The sequence below is a fragment of the Ancylobacter sp. TW_SC_1 genome (assembly GCF_056836805.1).
Genome location: NZ_CM166365.1, coordinates 84866 through 100891, shown reverse-complemented (window position 1 = coordinate 100891; position 16026 = coordinate 84866). Strand labels below are relative to the sequence as shown.

The 16026-nt window shown below is 67.2% G+C and carries 15 protein-coding genes; 6 read left to right on the top strand and 9 right to left on the bottom strand.

What is annotated here, in order from left to right; genetic code table 11:
- Positions 1-6: 6 nt before the first annotated feature.
- From AC1PZ7_RS00470 to AC1PZ7_RS00445, 6 genes are all read right to left on the bottom strand, one after another.
- Complete coding sequence (locus AC1PZ7_RS00470; protein WP_482357559.1) at positions 7-2253, bottom strand: transglycosylase domain-containing protein; 2247 nt, start codon at positions 2251-2253, stop codon at positions 7-9.
- A 229-nt stretch (positions 2254-2482) separates the two neighbouring features.
- The gene (locus AC1PZ7_RS00465; RefSeq protein WP_482357558.1) at positions 2483-5278 is read right to left on the bottom strand and encodes a [protein-PII] uridylyltransferase; all 2796 of its coding nucleotides are present in this window, start codon (positions 5276-5278) and stop codon (positions 2483-2485) included.
- A gap of 290 nt (positions 5279-5568) precedes the next feature.
- Positions 5569-6144, bottom strand: a complete 576-nt coding sequence (locus tag AC1PZ7_RS00460) for a PRC-barrel domain-containing protein (protein WP_482357557.1) — start codon at positions 6142-6144, stop codon at positions 5569-5571.
- Between the two features lie 138 nt (positions 6145-6282).
- On the bottom strand, positions 6283-6726 hold the full coding sequence (locus AC1PZ7_RS00455) for a hypothetical protein (protein ID WP_482357556.1): 444 nt from the start codon (positions 6724-6726) through the stop codon (positions 6283-6285).
- Between the two features lie 259 nt (positions 6727-6985).
- The gene (locus AC1PZ7_RS00450) at positions 6986-8311 is read right to left on the bottom strand and encodes a sensor histidine kinase (protein WP_482357555.1); all 1326 of its coding nucleotides are present in this window, start codon (positions 8309-8311) and stop codon (positions 6986-6988) included.
- An 8-nt stretch (positions 8312-8319) separates the two neighbouring features.
- Complete coding sequence (locus AC1PZ7_RS00445) at positions 8320-9123, bottom strand: response regulator (RefSeq protein WP_482357554.1); 804 nt, start codon at positions 9121-9123, stop codon at positions 8320-8322.
- Positions 9124-9322: 199 nt separating this feature from the next.
- On the opposite strand from AC1PZ7_RS00445, the gene AC1PZ7_RS00440 reads away from it, so the two are divergent.
- The gene (locus AC1PZ7_RS00440) at positions 9323-9562 is read left to right on the top strand and encodes a NepR family anti-sigma factor (protein ID WP_482357553.1); all 240 of its coding nucleotides are present in this window, start codon (positions 9323-9325) and stop codon (positions 9560-9562) included.
- Entirely contained in the window at positions 9559-10110 is a 552-nt protein-coding gene (locus AC1PZ7_RS00435; protein WP_482357552.1) for a sigma-70 family RNA polymerase sigma factor, read from the top strand. The genes AC1PZ7_RS00440 and AC1PZ7_RS00435 overlap by 4 nt, the downstream gene beginning before the upstream one ends.
- Positions 10111-10230: 120 nt before the next feature.
- Here AC1PZ7_RS00435 and AC1PZ7_RS00430 read toward each other — a convergent pair whose 3' ends face one another.
- Positions 10231-10410, bottom strand: coding sequence for a DUF1328 domain-containing protein (locus tag AC1PZ7_RS00430; protein WP_482357551.1), 180 nt, complete (start codon positions 10408-10410; stop codon positions 10231-10233).
- Between the two features lie 290 nt (positions 10411-10700).
- On the opposite strand from AC1PZ7_RS00430, the gene AC1PZ7_RS00425 reads away from it, so the two are divergent.
- Positions 10701-11504, top strand: coding sequence for a class I SAM-dependent methyltransferase (locus AC1PZ7_RS00425; protein ID WP_482357550.1), 804 nt, complete (start codon positions 10701-10703; stop codon positions 11502-11504).
- Positions 11505-11624: 120 nt separating this feature from the next.
- On the opposite strand, the gene AC1PZ7_RS00420 is transcribed toward AC1PZ7_RS00425, so the two are convergent.
- The gene (locus AC1PZ7_RS00420; RefSeq protein ID WP_482357549.1) at positions 11625-12524 is read right to left on the bottom strand and encodes a LysR family transcriptional regulator; all 900 of its coding nucleotides are present in this window, start codon (positions 12522-12524) and stop codon (positions 11625-11627) included.
- Between the two features lie 95 nt (positions 12525-12619).
- On the bottom strand, positions 12620-13816 hold the full coding sequence (locus tag AC1PZ7_RS00415; RefSeq protein ID WP_482357548.1) for a DNA recombination protein RmuC: 1197 nt from the start codon (positions 13814-13816) through the stop codon (positions 12620-12622).
- Positions 13817-13926: 110 nt separating this feature from the next.
- Between AC1PZ7_RS00415 and def the strand changes: the two genes are divergently transcribed.
- From def to AC1PZ7_RS00400, 3 genes are read left to right on the top strand one after another with little or no spacing between them, the layout of a single operon-like run.
- The gene (def, locus tag AC1PZ7_RS00410) at positions 13927-14496 is read left to right on the top strand and encodes a peptide deformylase (RefSeq protein ID WP_482357547.1); all 570 of its coding nucleotides are present in this window, start codon (positions 13927-13929) and stop codon (positions 14494-14496) included.
- Positions 14497-14542: 46 nt separating this feature from the next.
- Positions 14543-15460 (top strand): methionyl-tRNA formyltransferase, encoded by a 918-nt coding sequence (fmt, locus tag AC1PZ7_RS00405; RefSeq protein WP_482357546.1) that lies wholly within the window; start codon positions 14543-14545, stop codon positions 15458-15460.
- A complete protein-coding gene (locus AC1PZ7_RS00400; RefSeq protein WP_482357545.1) occupies positions 15457-15906 on the top strand; it encodes a GNAT family N-acetyltransferase in 450 nt (149 codons plus the stop codon). Before fmt ends, AC1PZ7_RS00400 begins: the two co-directional genes overlap by 4 nt.
- The last annotated feature ends 120 nt before the right edge of the window (positions 15907-16026 follow it).

Here is a 16026-nt window from a genome sequence, read left to right as displayed (position 1 = left end):
CCGTTCTCAGCCGCGCCCGAACAGCTTGTCGAGCAGCCAGTTGTCGAGACTGGGGCGGGGACTGGCGGGGGCACGCTGCGGGCCGCCGGTGACGACCGGGTCCTCGGGCACGTCGCCGGGCGGCAACTGGCCGGGCGATGCCGGGCCGAGCGGCGTGCCGGGCAGCGCCACGACCGGCTGGTCCTTGTGGGCCACCTTCATCACCTGGCTCCATATCTCGACCGGCAGGCCCGAGCCGCCCGCCTTCCGGGTCGGGGAGGAATCGTCATTGCCGAGCCATACGCTGGTGATGAAGCGGCCGGTGTAGCCGACGAACCAGGCATCGCGGTAATCCTGGCTGGTGCCGGTCTTGCCGGCCGCCGGCCAGCCCGGCAGGTCGGCGCGGCGCGCCGTGCCGGTGATCAGCGTCTCGCGCAGCATGCGGTTGATCATCGCTACATGCGGCGGCGCCATTACCATGCCGGGGCCTGCCCCATCGTAAGCGTAGAGGACCTTGCCGGAGGCGTTGCGTACCCGCTCGATGACGTGCGGGGTGACGCCGACGCCGCCATTGGCGAAGGGCGCGTAGGCGCTGGCCATCTCCAGCACCGAGACTTCCGAGGTGCCGAGCGCGATGGAGGCGTTGGGCTCCAGCTTGGAATGGATGCCGAGCCGGTGCGCGGTCTTCACCACCTCGTCCGGCCCGACCTCCAGCGCGAGGCGCACCGCCACGGTGTTCAGCGAGAGCGCCAGCGCCGTTCTGAGATCGACCGCGCCGCGATATTCCTTGGAGAAGTTCTCCGGCTTCCAGCCCTTGAGCTGGATTGGCGCGTCCTCGCGCACCGTCTCCGGCGTCAGGCCGCGCTCCATGGCGGTGAGATAGACGAAGGGCTTGAAGGCGGAGCCCGGCTGGCGCCGCGCCGTCACCGCCCGGTTGTACTGGCTCTCCTCATAGGAGCGCCCGCCGACCAGCGCGCGCACGCCGCCCTCGGTGTCCATCAGGACGATCGCGCCCTGGTCGACGCCGAGCTTTTTGCCGCTCTTGGCCAGCGCATCCTTCAGCGCCTTGTCAGCGGTGGCCTGCAGCGACGGGTCGATGGTGGTCTGGACGGTGAGGTCGCCCTCGATCGGCCCGACCAGCGTCTTGAGCTGCTCCATCACCCAGTCGGCGACATAGCCGAAGGAATCGGTTCCCGGCGCCCGGGCCAGCGTCGCCGGGCGGGCGAGCGCGGTCTGGCGCATTTCCGCGGTGATGAAGCCCGCCTCCTGCATGGCTGCCAGCACCACCTCGGCGCGGGCCTGCGCCCGCTCCAGGTTGCGCGTCGGGGCGAGAGAGGAGGGCGACTTGACCAGCCCGGCCAGCATGGCGGCTTCCGACAGTGTCACCTGCCGGGCCGACTTGCCGAAATAGCGCTGCGCGGCGGCTTCCACGCCATAGGCGCCGGCGCCGAAATAGACGCGGTTCATGTAGAGTTCGAGAATCTCGTTCTTGGAGTACTTGGCCTCCAGCCAGAGCGAGAGGACGAGTTCCTGCACCTTGCGCGAAAGCGTGCGCTCCTGCGTGAGGAACAGGTTCTTGGCGAGTTGCTGGGTCAGCGTCGAGCCGCCCTCGCGCAACCGGCCCGAGGTGAGGTTGACGAAGACCGCGCGCACGAGGCCGAGCGGGTCGAGGCCGAAATGGGCGTAGAAGCGCCGGTCCTCGATGGCCACGAAGGCTTGTGGCAGATAGGGCGGCAGGGCGCGCAGCGGCACGCTGGTGCCGCCCATCTCGCCGCGCGTGGCGATCGCCTTGCCGTCCGCCCCCTGAATGATGACGGTGGGTGGGCGTTCGGGGATGGCGAGGTTCTGGATCGGTGGCAGCTGGCTCGCCTCATAGGCGATGAGGCCGGCGAGGCCGAGCACGGCCCATATGCCGAGCACCACGCCCCAGTAGATCAGCCGGCCGAACAGGCCGCGCCGCGGCTTGCGGCGGCGCCCGCCACCCCGGCCGGAGCCTCCGCCATTCCCGCCTCGGCCTCGGTCGCGCCGGCTGTCGCGCCGGTCGTCCTCGTCCCAGTCGTCGTCGCGGCTGCGGCGGGCGGCGCGTTCAGGAGCCGGACGGGTCTTCTCGCCGCTCTTCGCACCATTCTTGCGGCCGGCGCCGGCGCGTTCGCGTTCCAGCGGCGCGGGTGCAAAGGTCGGGCGGTCGTCAGGCGTGAGGCGTAGATCAGCGTAGCCGCCGGGTGCTCCTAGCACCGGCTCCCGCCTCTCCCTGTCGCCCCGTCGTCCGAACATAGGTCTCCACCCTTCGGGCCCCGCGCCATGAGCGGTAAACGAACTCTAAATCGGGGCTTTTAAGGGGGCGTTAAGCGGAGAGTTTGTGTTTGCACCGGCGGTGCACGGACGTGAAGGGTGAGCGCCGGTCCCGGGCGCGGACGCCAGCTACCCGAAGGTCCTCAAGCGGCGCGCAGGCACCGGGCCGGGGAATGTCCGGCTGATCACCTCGACTGCGCAGGCGTCCGCCTCACGCCGCGTTCGCCTCGTCGTCGGCGTCGAGTACCTGCAGCAGGGCGCGGCGGATGGCGGAGTGGCGGGCGGCGCCCATGATCTTCGCGCCCATGAGATCGGTGACGTAGAACACGTCGACCGCGCGCTCGCCGAAGGTGGCGATATGGGCCGAGGCGATGTTGAGGTTGAGGCGCGAGAGCGTCTGCGTCAGCCCGTAGAGCAGGCCGGGCCGGTCGAGGCCGGAGACCTCCACCACGGTGTGGCGGTTGGACCAGGAATTGTTGAGCGTGACCTCGGGCTCCACGGTGAAGGCGCGCGGACGCTTGGGCATGCGCCGGGCGACGACCTCCGGCAGCCTGATTTCGCCGGCGAGCGACTTCTGGATCGCGGAGGCGATGCGGTCGGCCCGGCGCACCTCGTCGTCGTCCTGCTCGAAGGCGCGGGTCAGCGAGATGGTGTCGAGCGCGCGCCCGTCGGTGGTGGTGCTGATCTGCGCATCGACGATGTGGGCGCCGGCGCTGGCGCAGGCGCCGGCGATGACCGCCAGCAGCTTGGGGTGGTCGGGCGCGAAGACCGTCAGCTCGGTGATGCCGCGCCTGGGATCGGTGTTCGTGCTGGTGGCGAGCGCCTTGCCGTCAGCTTCCGCCTGCGTGATGAAGCGGGCGTGCTCGACCTGGTGCGTGCGGTCGGTCTGCAGCCAGTAGGTCGGGTAGTGGCGGCCGACATAGGCGTCGAGCTGGGCGGCGTCCCAATTCGGCAGGGCGGCGCGGAAATCGGCCTGGGCGCGGGCGACGCGCAGGTTGCGGTTGCTCTCGGAGAAGCCGCCGGTGATGACGGGCTCGGTCTCGTAATAGAGCGTGCGCAGCAGCTGCGACTTCCAGTTGTTCCACACGCCGGGACCGACGGCGCGGATATCGGCGGTGGTGAGGATGAGCAGCAGCTTCATCCGCTCGAGGTTCTGCACCACGGCAGCGAAGTTCTCGATGGTCTTTCGGTCGGACAGGTCGCGCGACTGGGCGATGGTCGACATGGTGAGGTGCTGCTCGATGAGCCAGGCCACCGTGTCGGTATCGATCGCGCTCAGGCCGAAGCGCGGGCAGAGCTTGCGGGCGACGCGCGCGCCGGCGATCGAGTGATCCTCCGGGCGGCCCTTGGCGATGTCGTGCAGGAACACCGCCACATAGAGAAGCTGGCGGTTCTTGATCTGCGTCATCACCTCGTTGGCGAGGCCGTAATCGGGCCGGTCGCCGCGCTCGATCTGCGAGAGCACGCCGATCGAGCGGATGAGGTGTTCGTCCACCGTGTACGAATGGTACATGTTGAACTGCATCATCGCGACGATGCGGCCGAATTCCGGGATGAAGCGGCCGAGCACGCCGGTCTCGTTCATCCGCCGCAGCACGATCTCCGGCGTGTCCTTCGAGCACAGGATCTCCAGGAACAGCCGGTTCGCCTCCGGGTTCTCACGTACCTGCTGGTCGATCAGCTTGAGCGAGCGGGTGGCCAGGCGCATCGCGTCCGGATGGAAGGCGAGGCCGTGCTTGCCGGCGAGATGGAACACGCGGATGAGGTTGACCGGGTCGCGGCCGAAGGCGCTGGCGTCGGCGACGTTGATGCGGTCATTGTCGACGATGAAGTCGCGGCTTTCCTTCAGCGTGCGGCGGCCCGAGCGCCGCAGCCGGGCGATCATGCGGTCGAGCCGCGGTACCGGTTTGTCGTGCCGGTCCTCCAGCGCCGCCGAGACGATGGCGGTGAGGTCGCCGACATCCTTGGCCACGAGGAAATAGTGCTTCATGAAGCGCTCGACGTCCTTCAGGCCGGGGTGGGCCATGTAGCCCAGCCGCTCGGCCATCTCGCGCTGCAGGTCGAAGGACAGGCGCTCCTCGGCCTTGCCGGTGAGGAAGTGCAGGTGACAGCGCACCGACCAGAGGAAATCCTCGCAGCGGCGGAAGATCTTGGCTTCGTCGGCGGTGAACACGCCCTTGGCGACGAGTTCGCGTGTCTCGTGCACGCGGTAGACATATTTGGCGATCCAGAACAGCGTGTGCAGGTCGCGCAGGCCGCCCTTGCCGTCCTTCACATTGGGCTCGACGACATAGCGCGACTGGCCGGCGCGCTTGAGGCGGTCCTCGCGCTCGGCGAGCTTGGCGGCGACGAATTCGGCGGCGGTGCCCTGCACCACGTCCTTGTCGAAGCGGGTGGCGAGCTCTTCGAACAGCGCGCGCTCGCCGATCAGCAGCCGCGCCTCCAGCAGCGCGGTGCGGATGGTCATGTCGCCGCGCGCCTGGCGGATGCACTCGTCGACCGAGCGCGTGGCGTGGCCGACCTTCAGCCCCATGTCCCAGAGCACGTAGAGGATCGCCTCGGCGACGCTCTCGCCCCAGGCGGTCTGCTTGTAGGGCAGCAGGAACAGGATGTCGGTGTCCGAGCCCGGCGCCATGAGGCCGCGGCCATAGCCGCCGACCGCGACGATGGCCATGCGTTCGGCGGTGGACGGGTTGTCGGAGGGGTAGAGATACTTGACCGCCACCTCGTGCACGACGGTGATGATCTCGTCCTGCAGGCGCGACAGCCGCTCGGCGCAGCGCCGCCCGGAGCCCTCCTCCATCAGCCACCGCTCGGCAGTCTTGTGGCCGTGCTGGTAGGCGGCCTTGAGGCGCTTGGCGAGCTGGCCGCGCAGCTCGATCTCACGGCCGGGCTGGCCCTTGTCGATCACTTGCCGCGCGAGAGCGCCGAGCTCCACGCGCATGGTGTCGATGTCGAACAGTTCCTTGAAGGGGTGGTCGGTGCGGCGGCGGCGGGATTCGGTCATGACGGGGTCCGGCTGATCGGATATCCGCTTTAGCCGATCCGGCGGGCGCCGTCATCGTGCGCCGCCGCGGAAGCGTCGATGCGGGCGCGCGAATGCGTGTCCGGCACGGGAACGGGCCAATGGGTCCGTCCAGAACGCGGCATGTCCGGCGCGGGGCCGGGCAGATGAGCTTACCTAAAACGCGACATGCCCGGCGCGGGGCCGGGCATGTCCATCCTGACGGCACGGCTCGCGCCGGGCGGTCGCTAGGCGGGGCCGCCGGCGGCGGCCGAACCGGACATCGTGACGCGTCAGTTGGTGCGCGCGTCCGAGGTTTCGCTGCGCATTTGCTCCAGCGTCTTGAACTCCGGCGCCGTGTTCAGCTCCTCCTTGGTGAGGGCGACGACGATCTTCTGACCGTCCTCGGTGGGCGAGGGGGTCAGCGAGTCGAAGGATACCGCGACCGGCTTGGCGCCGATGCCGAGGAAGCCGCCGACGTCGATCACCACGGCGATGATGCTGCCGTCGCGTTCCACCACCAGGTCGCTGATCGAGCCGAGCTTCTCGTCGGTCGAGGTGACGACGTCGGTGCCTACCAAGTCGGAGCCGAGCCACTGGCCCGAGCTCTGCGCACTGACGAATTTCGGCGTGGCCGGCACGGTGGTCTGCACGGCGTTGGCATTGTCCCCCGGCACGGCGGGGTTCGGGGTCGCGCTGGGCGTGTTGGGCATCTCCGAGGCCGGGGCCTGCGGCGTGCCGGCATCGGGCTGAACCGGGCTGGCCGCCGGCGGGGTGGTGGTCTCAGGCGCCGGGCTCTGGCCGAAGGCGACCGCCGGGGCGAGCGCCAGGGCAGCGGCGGCGGTAAAGGTCGCGAGCTTGCTGGTCATCGTCTTCTCCCGTTGTGAATTCGTGATCTGTTGTGAGTGTTGCGATCAACGGATCGTCTGCGGAGAAAACGAACAATAGAGGCTCAGGTTCCGTGGTATACCGAGATTTGTTTGTAGAGGTATATATTTAGGACATTCTCAGTTTATCCGGTCGATGATCGACGCATCCGCGACGCAGACCGTCAGGTCCTCGGTGGTGAGGCTGGATTTGGTCACGCCGATGGCGGAAAGGCAGCCTTTCGGGGTGCGCGTTGCACGCGGCGGCGCGGCGGGGAGGGGGGCCGGGCCATTATCGACGACCGGTCGGACGTCACCCGCCTTGGTCGTCGCGGCCGCGGGAGGCACGGGCGCGATGTCGAGGCGGGGACCCTTGGCCGCGCGGTTGACCATCGGCGCCTGAATCACGTTGCGCGATGGCCCTCCCTGAGGCCCGATCGCCTCGATCGCCACCGGTTGCGGCGAGAGCCGCGCCATGGCGCCGGCGCCGAGCGCCCCGACGGTGAGCGGCACCATCAGCACGACGCCGGTCGCCGCGCCCAGCAGGTAGGTGGAACCCTTGAAGACGCTGTCGATGCCCGTCATGACGCTCTCCTCGGCCGATGTCTCGCAGGCACGGAAATGCCGGGACCGCAGGTGCATAGCGCTCCCTGCCGCCGGATTTCTTCCGCGGGCGAATGCTTCTTTGAAAAAGGACGGGTCAGTATCGACGCCGCCGTCGGATGGTTAACGCGCGGAAAGGACTCGCGTTCCCTTGCGCGATCACATTCTCGCGCGGTGGGGAGGGCGGTCGCCGAGAGCCTTTTCCGATCAGGCGGGCTCACCTGATCGACAAGAAAATACTCTAGCGCTCGCTCGTCAGGTGATGCTCGGGCACGCTGACGGTGCAGACGAGGCCACCCGGCGCGAAGTCGAGCTCGACCGTGCCGTCGAGGGCGCGCGCAAGATTGCGCTCGATCACCAGCGAGCCGAAGCCGCGCGCGCTGGGGGGCGACACCGGCGGGCCGCCACTCTCGCGCCAGGACAGCTCGAAGCCGCCGCCCGCTTCCGCCATGCGCCGCGCCCAGGTGATCCGCACATGGCCGCTGGGCATGGAAAGCGCGCCGTATTTGGCGGCGTTGGTCGACAGCTCGTGCAGGGCGAGGCCTATGTTCTGCGCCGCCTCCGGCTTGAGGAAGATGTTCGGCCCCTTGATCGTGACCTGGCTGTTCTCGCTGTCGATGTGGTGGCCGAGCTGTGAACGCACCATGTCGGTGAGCGAGGCGCCGTGCCAGCTCTCCTGCACCAGCAGGTCGTGCGAGCGCGACAGCGCCTGCAGGCGGGCGCTGAAGATCTCGACGAACTCGTCGATCGATCCGGCATGGCGCGCGGTCTGCCGCGCCATGGCCTGGATGACCGCCAGCAGGTTCTTGGAACGGTGCGTCAGCTCGCGCATCAGCAGGCGCAGATGCTGCTCGTTCTCCTTGCGCTCGGTGACGTCGACGGCGGCGCCGGTCAACCCGATGGTCGTGCCGGACAGGTCGCGCAGCGGCTCGATGTGGATGTCGTACCACTGCTTGCGCCCGCTCTCCTCGACCTCGGTCTCGCCCTTGCGGGCGGCGGAGGTGGCGAGCGATTCACGCTTGAGCAGGTTGATGGGCTGGGCGCGCGTCTCGCCGAGAAGCTCGGAATCGGTCGCGCCCAGCACCTGCTCCACGGGGTGGCCGAAGAGCGGCTTGCTCACCGAAGTATACCGCATGTCTCGATCCTGGGTGAAGATCGCGACGTTGGAGCCGCGCAGCGCCATCTCGTAGCGCTGCAGCGCGGTGGCCAGCTCGAGGGTGAGGCGGCGCTGCTCGCTGACCACATGGCTTGGCGTCGGCAGGCTGACCAGGGCCCGGAAATTGCTCCACAGCGCGATCGCGCCGATGGCGTTGAGGGCGGCGATGCCGACCCGCACCGCGGTCGCCAGCCACGGGAGGCTGTTGGCGCTGTCGAAGATGACGAGCAGCGACAGCAGGCCGAACAGCGACAGCAGAGCCGCCAGGAGTGCGCCGAGCAATCGCGCGCGCCGCGAAAGGTTCGGACGCAGATACAGCAGGCGCACGAGCCCTGCCGCGATGGCGAACGACGACAGGACCGTGATCCATCGCGCCGCATCGTCGAAGAGATCGATCGAAGGCGGGGGCATGGGCGGGCTCAGGCGGTCGCGCGCTCCTCGCGGGGGCGGGCTCGCCGTTCGAAGAACAGCGCCTGGCTGATCACCGCCGCCACCGTCGACGGCTGGAACGGCTTGGCGATCAGGAAGGCCGGTTCAGGGCGCTGGCCGGTGAGGAAGCGCTCGGGATAGGCGGTGATGAAGATAACCGGAACTTCCGTCTTCTCGATCAGTTCGTTGACGGCATCGAGGCCAGACGAACCGTCGGCGAGCTGGATATCGGCGAGGATCAGCCCCGGTGCCTTGCGACGGGCGAGTTCGACCGCTTCCGAATGGGTGCGGGCGATGCCGGTCACGCGGTGACCGAGACCCTCGACCAGCCCTTCGAGGTCGAGGGCGATGAAGGGTTCATCCTCGATGATCAGCACGTCGGTGGCGATTTCCGCCGCCAGTTCGCGCCCGGCATCCTCGACCAGGTTGCGAAGGGTCGGCACGTCGATGGACAGGATTGCGGCGGCGTCCTCCTCGCTGAAGCCCTCGAGCGAGACCAGCAAAAAGGCCTGACGCACCATCGGGGTGATGTGACTGAGGCGACGTTCGCCCTGCATCTGCACCGGCGCCGTCTCGACATGCGCGTTGAGCGTCACCGAGTCCCACAGGCGCGTAAGCAGACGGTAGAGCGCGACGCGCGGATCCACCTCGCGGTCCAGCGTGCCGGGGGCTGCGATGAGGGTTTCGAGAAGGGCCGTCACATAGGCGTCGCCGGCGGATTGGCTGCCACTGAGCGCGCGCGCGTAGCGGCGCAGGAAAGGCAGGTGCTGTGCGACAAGTTGAGAAGTGCTCACTTGCGTCTCCCCGAAGCTGCGACTGTGAAGCGTTCGTTAACGCATCGCGACGCATGAGGTTCCAGACTGGCGTAAATAATTAGCCGAAATTCGGATTATTTTCGGAACCGTTCCCTCGCTGGCTCGTTGTGGATGGGTACGAAGCGACGGAGCCGTCCTCCCTTTTGCAGCCGGAGGCTCAATGTCGGGAAAAAAGCCTATGAATGACGATCAGTCCGAGAGCCCGTCCGCAATCGCGGACGCGCTCGCGCAAGCGCCCGGACGCGGCAACAACCTTTCCGCGCTCGGAAGTGACATCCAGTCCAAGATCGGCCAGCATCTGAGGGCCATGTATGACGACGTGGTGCGCCAGGGCGTACCGGATCGATTCATGGACCTTCTGGCGCAACTCGACAAGGCGGACGACACGCCCGAGGGCGGGGGCGGAGGGCGGCGGTGAGCAAGTTCGCCCCGACGCTGCGCGATGACATCATTGCCGCGATTCCCAACCTGCGGGCGTTTGCCATATCGCTCTCAGGCAGCGTCGACCGCGCCGACGATCTGGTGCAGGAGACGCTGTTGCGCGCCTTCGCCAACATCACGAGCTTCCGCCCCGGCACCAATCTCTCCGCGTGGCTGTTCACGATCCTGCGCAATCTGTTCCGTTCCGAATATCGCAAGCGGCGCCGCGAGGTGCCGGATTCGGACGGCGCGTTCGCGGCGACGCTGACCAGCAATCCCGACCAGACCACCCATCTGGACTTCGAGGATTTCCGTACCGCGCTGGACAGGCTGCCGCCGGACCAGCGCGAGGCGTTGGTGCTGGTGGGCGCGTCGGGCTTTTCCTATGAGGAGGCCGCCGACATCTGCAAATGCGCGGTCGGCACCATCAAGAGCCGGGTGAACCGGGCGCGCAAGCGGCTCGGCGAACTGCTCGCCATCGAGAATGACGAGGATTTCGGTCCCGACAAGACGACGCGCGCGGTGTTCGCCTCCGAGCGTGCCTGACAGTCGGACGCGCCTGATCGCGGGCCCTCCCGCGGGGAGCGGGCCCTGTCGCCTGCCTGATCCGCCTTCCTGAAAAGCCGTCCGTTCCCGTCGTCGTCGCCGTTGCAATGGCAGGGGCGGTCAGGGCGCCCGGCCGGAGCGGCCGCGCACCATGCCGATGACGGCCGATACGATGAACAGGATGATGGCAACGAAGAAAATGATCTTGGCGATCTCGATCGCGGTGCCGGCGATCCCGCCGAAGCCGAGGACCGCCGCGAGCAGCGCGATGACGAGAAAGGTAAGGGCCCAACCCAGCATGGACGGCCTCCGCTCTATGTAGCGGCGCCGGGTAAGGGGCCGCCGCCGCGTTGCCACGACAACCACCAAGGACCGACAAGGTTCCCGTCGAGGCTGAAGGCGCGATGGCGCGCGCGGGCACGGCCCTGCCTCGTCACATCTCCCTTGTATTGGTGTGTCGCGCGCCTATGCTTCAGGCGGCCGAGAGTCGTGTCGCTTTTCCTCTTCCGGTCTGAAATGATTGTTGAATATATCTCGATCCCTTGTGATGCGGAGAGAGGTAAATATTATCCTGGGTGAGGGATGGTGATATGAGCGTAAAAGAATTTGTAAAGCCGTTCGTCCCGGATAGTTTGTGGAAAACAACACGTGAGTTCGTTAATAAAATACTACAACGCTTCGATCTTTCAAGTCTTTCATTTTCTACAAACGATTCCGTGAGCGACGATATATATCGTAAATATAGATATAAAGGAGATCTAGTTGATTTCTTTGCAGGAAACACAAGCGGGGTTGTCCATAAGTGGCACCATTACATTCCTCTGTATGATAGATATTTTGCAGATTTCAGAGGGAAGAATATAAGATTTTTGGAAATCGGGGTAAGCAAGGGCGGAAGCCTGGAGATGTGGCGAAAATATTTCGGCCCCGACGCGATCATTTATGGAATTGATATCGATCCGACCTGCCGGAAATTTGACGGGATTGCCGGGCAGGTGCGCATAGGATCGCAGGATGACCCGGCGTTCCTTCAATCCGTCATCGCCGAAATGGGTGGTGTGGACATCGTTCTCGACGATGGAAGCCACCACATGAAGCATATTCCCGTTTCATTGGAGTTCCTGTTCGGCCATTTGAATGATGGCGGGATCTATATGATCGAGGATCTGCATACGGCCTATTGGCGCGAATATGGTGGCGGATACCGCGCCAGGGGCAATTTCTTCAATTATGTCAGGGATCTGTTCGACGATATGCATCGCTGGTACCATGGACGGAAATTGATACATCCGACCGTCAGCGCGAATTGTACCGGCATTCACATTCACGATTCGCTGGTTGTTCTTGAAAAGGGAACCGTATACCAGCCAGTTCATTCGCATATTGGTGCGTAGTCTGTTCCGTTGCTTGCGGGAGGCGCTGCGGTTCGCCCGGCGGCATGGGCCGCCATGACGCCGAAGAGGCCGCGGCGCGGGTGGTCGCGGCGGATCGGTTCGTCCTGATCGGGACGGGCCTCAGATGCGCTGGGACAGCGCCGGGGCGATGGCGCGCGCTTCGGCCAGCAGCGCCGTGACGATCGGCGTCATCGGCTCGCGGTCGAGCACGACGAGGCCCATCTGGTGCAGCACCTCCGGCCCCTCGATCGGGATGGAGCGGATGCTGGCGGGGAAGGCGAACACATCGGCCAGCGTGTTGGCGACGACGCTGGCCCATTTGCCGGTGCGCACATGCGAGAGCAGCGCGATGGTGGAATTGGCTTCCAGCATGGGCGCGACCGCGTGGCCGGACTCGGCGAGCTGCTTGTCGACGATGCGGCGGTTCTGCATGTCGGGCGTCAACAGGCACAGCGGCACCTGGCCGATCTCCGCCCATGTCACCTTGGCGCGGTCGCCGAGCGGGGCGTCGGCGGAGGTGAGGAAGCGGTAGCCCTCGCGGTAGAGCGGCACGGTCTTCACCCGGCCGAGCGGATCATTGTCGAGATAGGTGATGCCGGCATCGGCCTCCAGATTCTCGATCAGGCGCAGCACTTCGTTGGAACTGGCCGAGATCAGGGTGAAGCGCACATCGGCGTGTTTCTCGTGGAAGGGCGTCGTCAACTCGGACAGCATCGGCATGGCGGTGGGGATGGCGGCGATGCGCAGATGGCCGGCGAGGCCCTTGCGCATGCCGGCGATCTCCTGGCGCATGGCGCGCACGTCGCCGATCACCCGGCGCGCCCATTGCAGCGCGCGCTCGCCCTCCGGCGTGAAGCCGATGAAGCGCGAGCCGCGCTCGACCAGGCGCACGCCGAGCTGCTCCTCGAGCTGCTTGAGGCCGGCCGAGAGGGTGGGCTGGGTGACGCCGCAGGATTCGGCGGCGCGGCCGAAATGGCGTTCCTTGGCGAGGGCGAGCAGAAGTTCGAAACGGTCGATCACGCGGGACGCTTCCTGACGCGGGCACGATAGAAGGATTCTATCAGACTATCAGAAAGCGCAGCGTCTGCGAATTGGAGGGATTAAAGGCGGGCGCGCTATTCCGCCGCGCCGCGCAGGCCGAGCGGGGTCGGCAGCAGGTCGGTCATCGGCTCGTCGGCCGGACGCACTGCGCCCTCGAATTCGAGCTGCTCGATGCGCGCGCCGCGTTTGGCCACCTTGTCGGCGGAGGTGAGCGCCTGCGCCACGTCCTCGTTCACCTGGCCGAAATGCTTCTGCAGATTGCCGACCCGGTCGCGCAGGCGGATCACGTCGGCGACCAGCTTGCCGCATTCGGCGCGGATGAGATCGGCCTGCTCGCGCATGCGCGCATCCTTGCAGATGGCCTGCACCACCTGCACCGCCAGCATCAGCAGCGATGGCGAGACGAGGATGACGCGGGCGCGGAAGGCCTGCTGGATGACGTCGTCGAAATGCTCGTGCAGTTCGCCATAGACGGATTCGGAGGGCACGAACATCAGCGCCACGTCCTGCGTCTCGCCGCTGACGAGATAGCGTTCGGCGATGTCCTTCACATGCCTGCCGACATCCGCCTTCAGCCGCGCCTCGGCCGGCTTGCGGGCTTCCGGCGTCCGCGCCTCGCGGAAGGCGGTGACGGCCTCCAGCGGGAACTTGGAATCGACCAGCAGCGGCCGCTTGTCGCCGGGCAGGTAGATCGCGCAGTCGGCGCGCCGTCCGCTGGACAGCGTGTGCTGGAAGGCGAAGCTGTCGCGCGGCAGTGCGTCCGAGACGATCGCCTGCAGCCGCCCCTCGCCAAAGGCGCCGCGCGCCTGCTTGTTAGAGAGCGTCTCGCGCAGGCTCATCACCTGGCCGGAGAGCTCGCCCAGGCTCGCCCGCGCCTGGTCGACCAGGGCGAGGCGCTCATTGAGCTTGGTGAGATTCTCGTGCGTCGCCTCGCTGGCCCGCGCGAGGCTCTCGCCCATGCGGTGGCTGGAGGCGTCGAGCCGCTCCGCGACGGCGCGGGCGAGATCGCCCTGGCGCTGCGCCAGCACCTCGGTCATGGACTGCATGCGGCCGATGGTTTCCGCTTGGGTACGGGCGAGTTCGGCGAGCCGCTCCTCCATCTCGTCGGCGCGGCGGGCCTGCTCGTCGGCCTCGGCGGCGTTCTGCCGGGCACTGCGCGAGACCGCGCGCAGGACCGCCATCAGCAGGAGGAAGGCGAGCGCGGCCGCGCCGGCGAGCGCCTGCGCCAGCGTCACCGGATGCGAGCCGAGAACGACGAGAACCTGATCCATCCTGCCCTTCTAGCAGATTCGGACAAGGGCGCGAACGTAGCGTGAACACGTTGCCTTTTCCGCGCAAGCTCTCCGTTGACCGCGGACGGGGCAACGCTTATCTGGACGGCATGTCAATACGCCCTCTCGTCATCATCCCGGATTCCCGGCTGCGGCTGATCTCCGACCCCATCGTGCGGGTCGACGCCCGCGTGCGCGCCATCGTCGAGGACATGTTCGAAACCATGTACGACGCGCCGGGCATCGGGCTGGCGGCGGTGCAGGTCGGCATCCCCGAGCGCATCGTCACGGTCGATCTCGGCCCGCGCGAGGCCGAGGAGCAGGATGGGGGAGAGGAGAAGGGCAACGGGAAGGCCGGGGAGAAGCGTCCCCTCGCGCTGATCAATCCGGAGATCATCGCCGCTTCCGACGACATGTCGGTCTATTCGGAAGGCTGCCTGTCGATCCCGGAATATTATGCCGATGTCGAGCGTCCGGCCAGCGTGCGGGTGCGCTACATGGACCTCGATGGCGAGATCCGCGAGATCGACGCCGACGGCCTGCTCGCCACCTGCGTGCAGCACGAGATCGACCATCTCAACGGCGTCTTGTTCATCGACCACATCTCCAAGCTCAAGCGCGACCGCGTGGTGAAGAAGTTCACCAAGCTCGCCAAGGACAGGGAGCGCGACGGGGTCTGACCCCGCCGCCGATCGCTTCGCCCTTCGCTACCCACCGGGAGTTCTCATGCGCATCGTCTTCATGGGCACGCCCGATTTCGCGGTGCCGACGCTGGCCGAGATCGTCGGCAGCGGTCACGAGGTGGTCGCCGCCTATACGCGCGCGCCGGCCGCTGCGGGGCGGCGTGGGCTGGAAACGGTGCCCTCGCCGGTGCATCGCACGGCCGAGCGGCTCGGCATTCCGGTGCTCACGCCCGCGACGCTGCGCACGCCGGAAGCCGCCGCGACCTTCGCCGCGCATGAGGCCGATGCCGCCGTGGTGGTGGCCTATGGGCGCATCCTGCCGCAGACCATCCTCGATTTGCCGACGCTCGGCTGCCTCAATCTGCACGCCTCGCTGCTGCCGCGCTGGCGCGGTGCCGCGCCGATCCAGCGTGCCGTGATGGCCGGCGACGCCGAGACAGGCGTCGCGGTGATGAAGATGGAAGCCGGGCTCGACACCGGCCCGGTCGGCCTCGTCGAGCGCGTCGCCATCGGCGCCGACATGACGGCGGGCGAACTGCATGACCGGCTGATGAGCGTCGGTGGCGACCTGATGGTGCGCGCGCTGGCGGCGCTGGAGCGCGGCGCTCTGTCCTTCACGCCGCAGCCGGAAGAGGGCGTCACCTACGCCGCCAAGATCGACAAAAGCGAGACCCGCATCGACTGGTCGAAGCCGGCCGGGGCGGTGCACGACCATATACGCGGCCTTTCGCCGTTTCCCGGTGCCTGGTTCGACCTTGCCGGCACGCGGGTGAAGGTGCTGCGCTCGACGCGGGTGGAAGGGGAGGGCGTGCCCGGCACGCTGCTGGACGACCGGCTCACCATTGCCTGCGGCGAGGGCGCGGTGCGGCTCGTGGAGGTGCAGAAGGCGGGCAGCCGGGCCCTGGCGGCCGACGAGTTCCTGCGCGGCAGCGACCTTTCCGCGGGCACGGTGCTGGCATGAGCGCGATCCGCCCGCTTAATCCGGACGATTACGCGCTCTGGCTGCCGCTCTGGCAGGCCTATCAGCGCTTCTATGAGGTCGACCTGCCGGCGGAGGTGACCGGGACCACGTGGCGGCGCCTCAACGATCCCGCTGAAGCGGTGCATGGAGCTATCGCCGTCGACGCGGACGGGCAGGCGGTGGGCCTGGCCCATTGGCTGTTCCACCGCTCGACCTGGGCGGTGGGCGATGTCTGCTATCTGAACGACCTGTTCGTCGATGGCGGCCAGCGCGGCAAGGGGCTCGGCCGGGCGCTGATCGGCCATGTCAGGGCCGACGCGGCGGCGAAGGGCAGCTCCAAGGTCTATTGGCTGACCCACGAGACCAACACCGCCGCGCAGCGGCTCTACAACGCCGTCGCCGAGCGCACCGGCTTCATCCAGTACCGGAAGCTGACCGGCTGCTGAGGGGCACTGCGCACCTGCCGCATCGGCGCCGCATCCCCGGCGCCCGCCCGCGCCGCATCCGTTGCCGCCACGCGCGAGAAAGTCGTCGTACCGACAGGCCGGGTCATCCAAGGGGCATCA

Coding starts and splice junctions, on each gene's coding strand:
- AC1PZ7_RS00470 (WP_482357559.1), bottom strand. CDS start 2,253: ATGTTCGGACGACGGGGCGACAGGGAGAGGCGGGAGCCGGTGCTAGGA.
- AC1PZ7_RS00465 (WP_482357558.1), bottom strand. CDS start 5,278: ATGACCGAATCCCGCCGCCGCCGCACCGACCACCCCTTCAAGGAACTG.
- AC1PZ7_RS00460 (WP_482357557.1), bottom strand. CDS start 6,144: ATGACCAGCAAGCTCGCGACCTTTACCGCCGCCGCTGCCCTGGCGCTC.
- AC1PZ7_RS00455 (WP_482357556.1), bottom strand. CDS start 6,726: ATGACGGGCATCGACAGCGTCTTCAAGGGTTCCACCTACCTGCTGGGC.
- AC1PZ7_RS00450 (WP_482357555.1), bottom strand. CDS start 8,311: ATGCCCCCGCCTTCGATCGATCTCTTCGACGATGCGGCGCGATGGATC.
- AC1PZ7_RS00440 (WP_482357553.1), top strand. CDS start 9,323: ATGAATGACGATCAGTCCGAGAGCCCGTCCGCAATCGCGGACGCGCTC.
- AC1PZ7_RS00430 (WP_482357551.1), bottom strand. CDS start 10,410: ATGCTGGGTTGGGCCCTTACCTTTCTCGTCATCGCGCTGCTCGCGGCG.
- AC1PZ7_RS00425 (WP_482357550.1), top strand. CDS start 10,701: ATGAGCGTAAAAGAATTTGTAAAGCCGTTCGTCCCGGATAGTTTGTGG.
- AC1PZ7_RS00415 (WP_482357548.1), bottom strand. CDS start 13,816: ATGGATCAGGTTCTCGTCGTTCTCGGCTCGCATCCGGTGACGCTGGCG.
- def (WP_482357547.1), top strand. CDS start 13,927: ATGTCAATACGCCCTCTCGTCATCATCCCGGATTCCCGGCTGCGGCTG.
- fmt (WP_482357546.1), top strand. CDS start 14,543: ATGCGCATCGTCTTCATGGGCACGCCCGATTTCGCGGTGCCGACGCTG.
- AC1PZ7_RS00400 (WP_482357545.1), top strand. CDS start 15,457: ATGAGCGCGATCCGCCCGCTTAATCCGGACGATTACGCGCTCTGGCTG.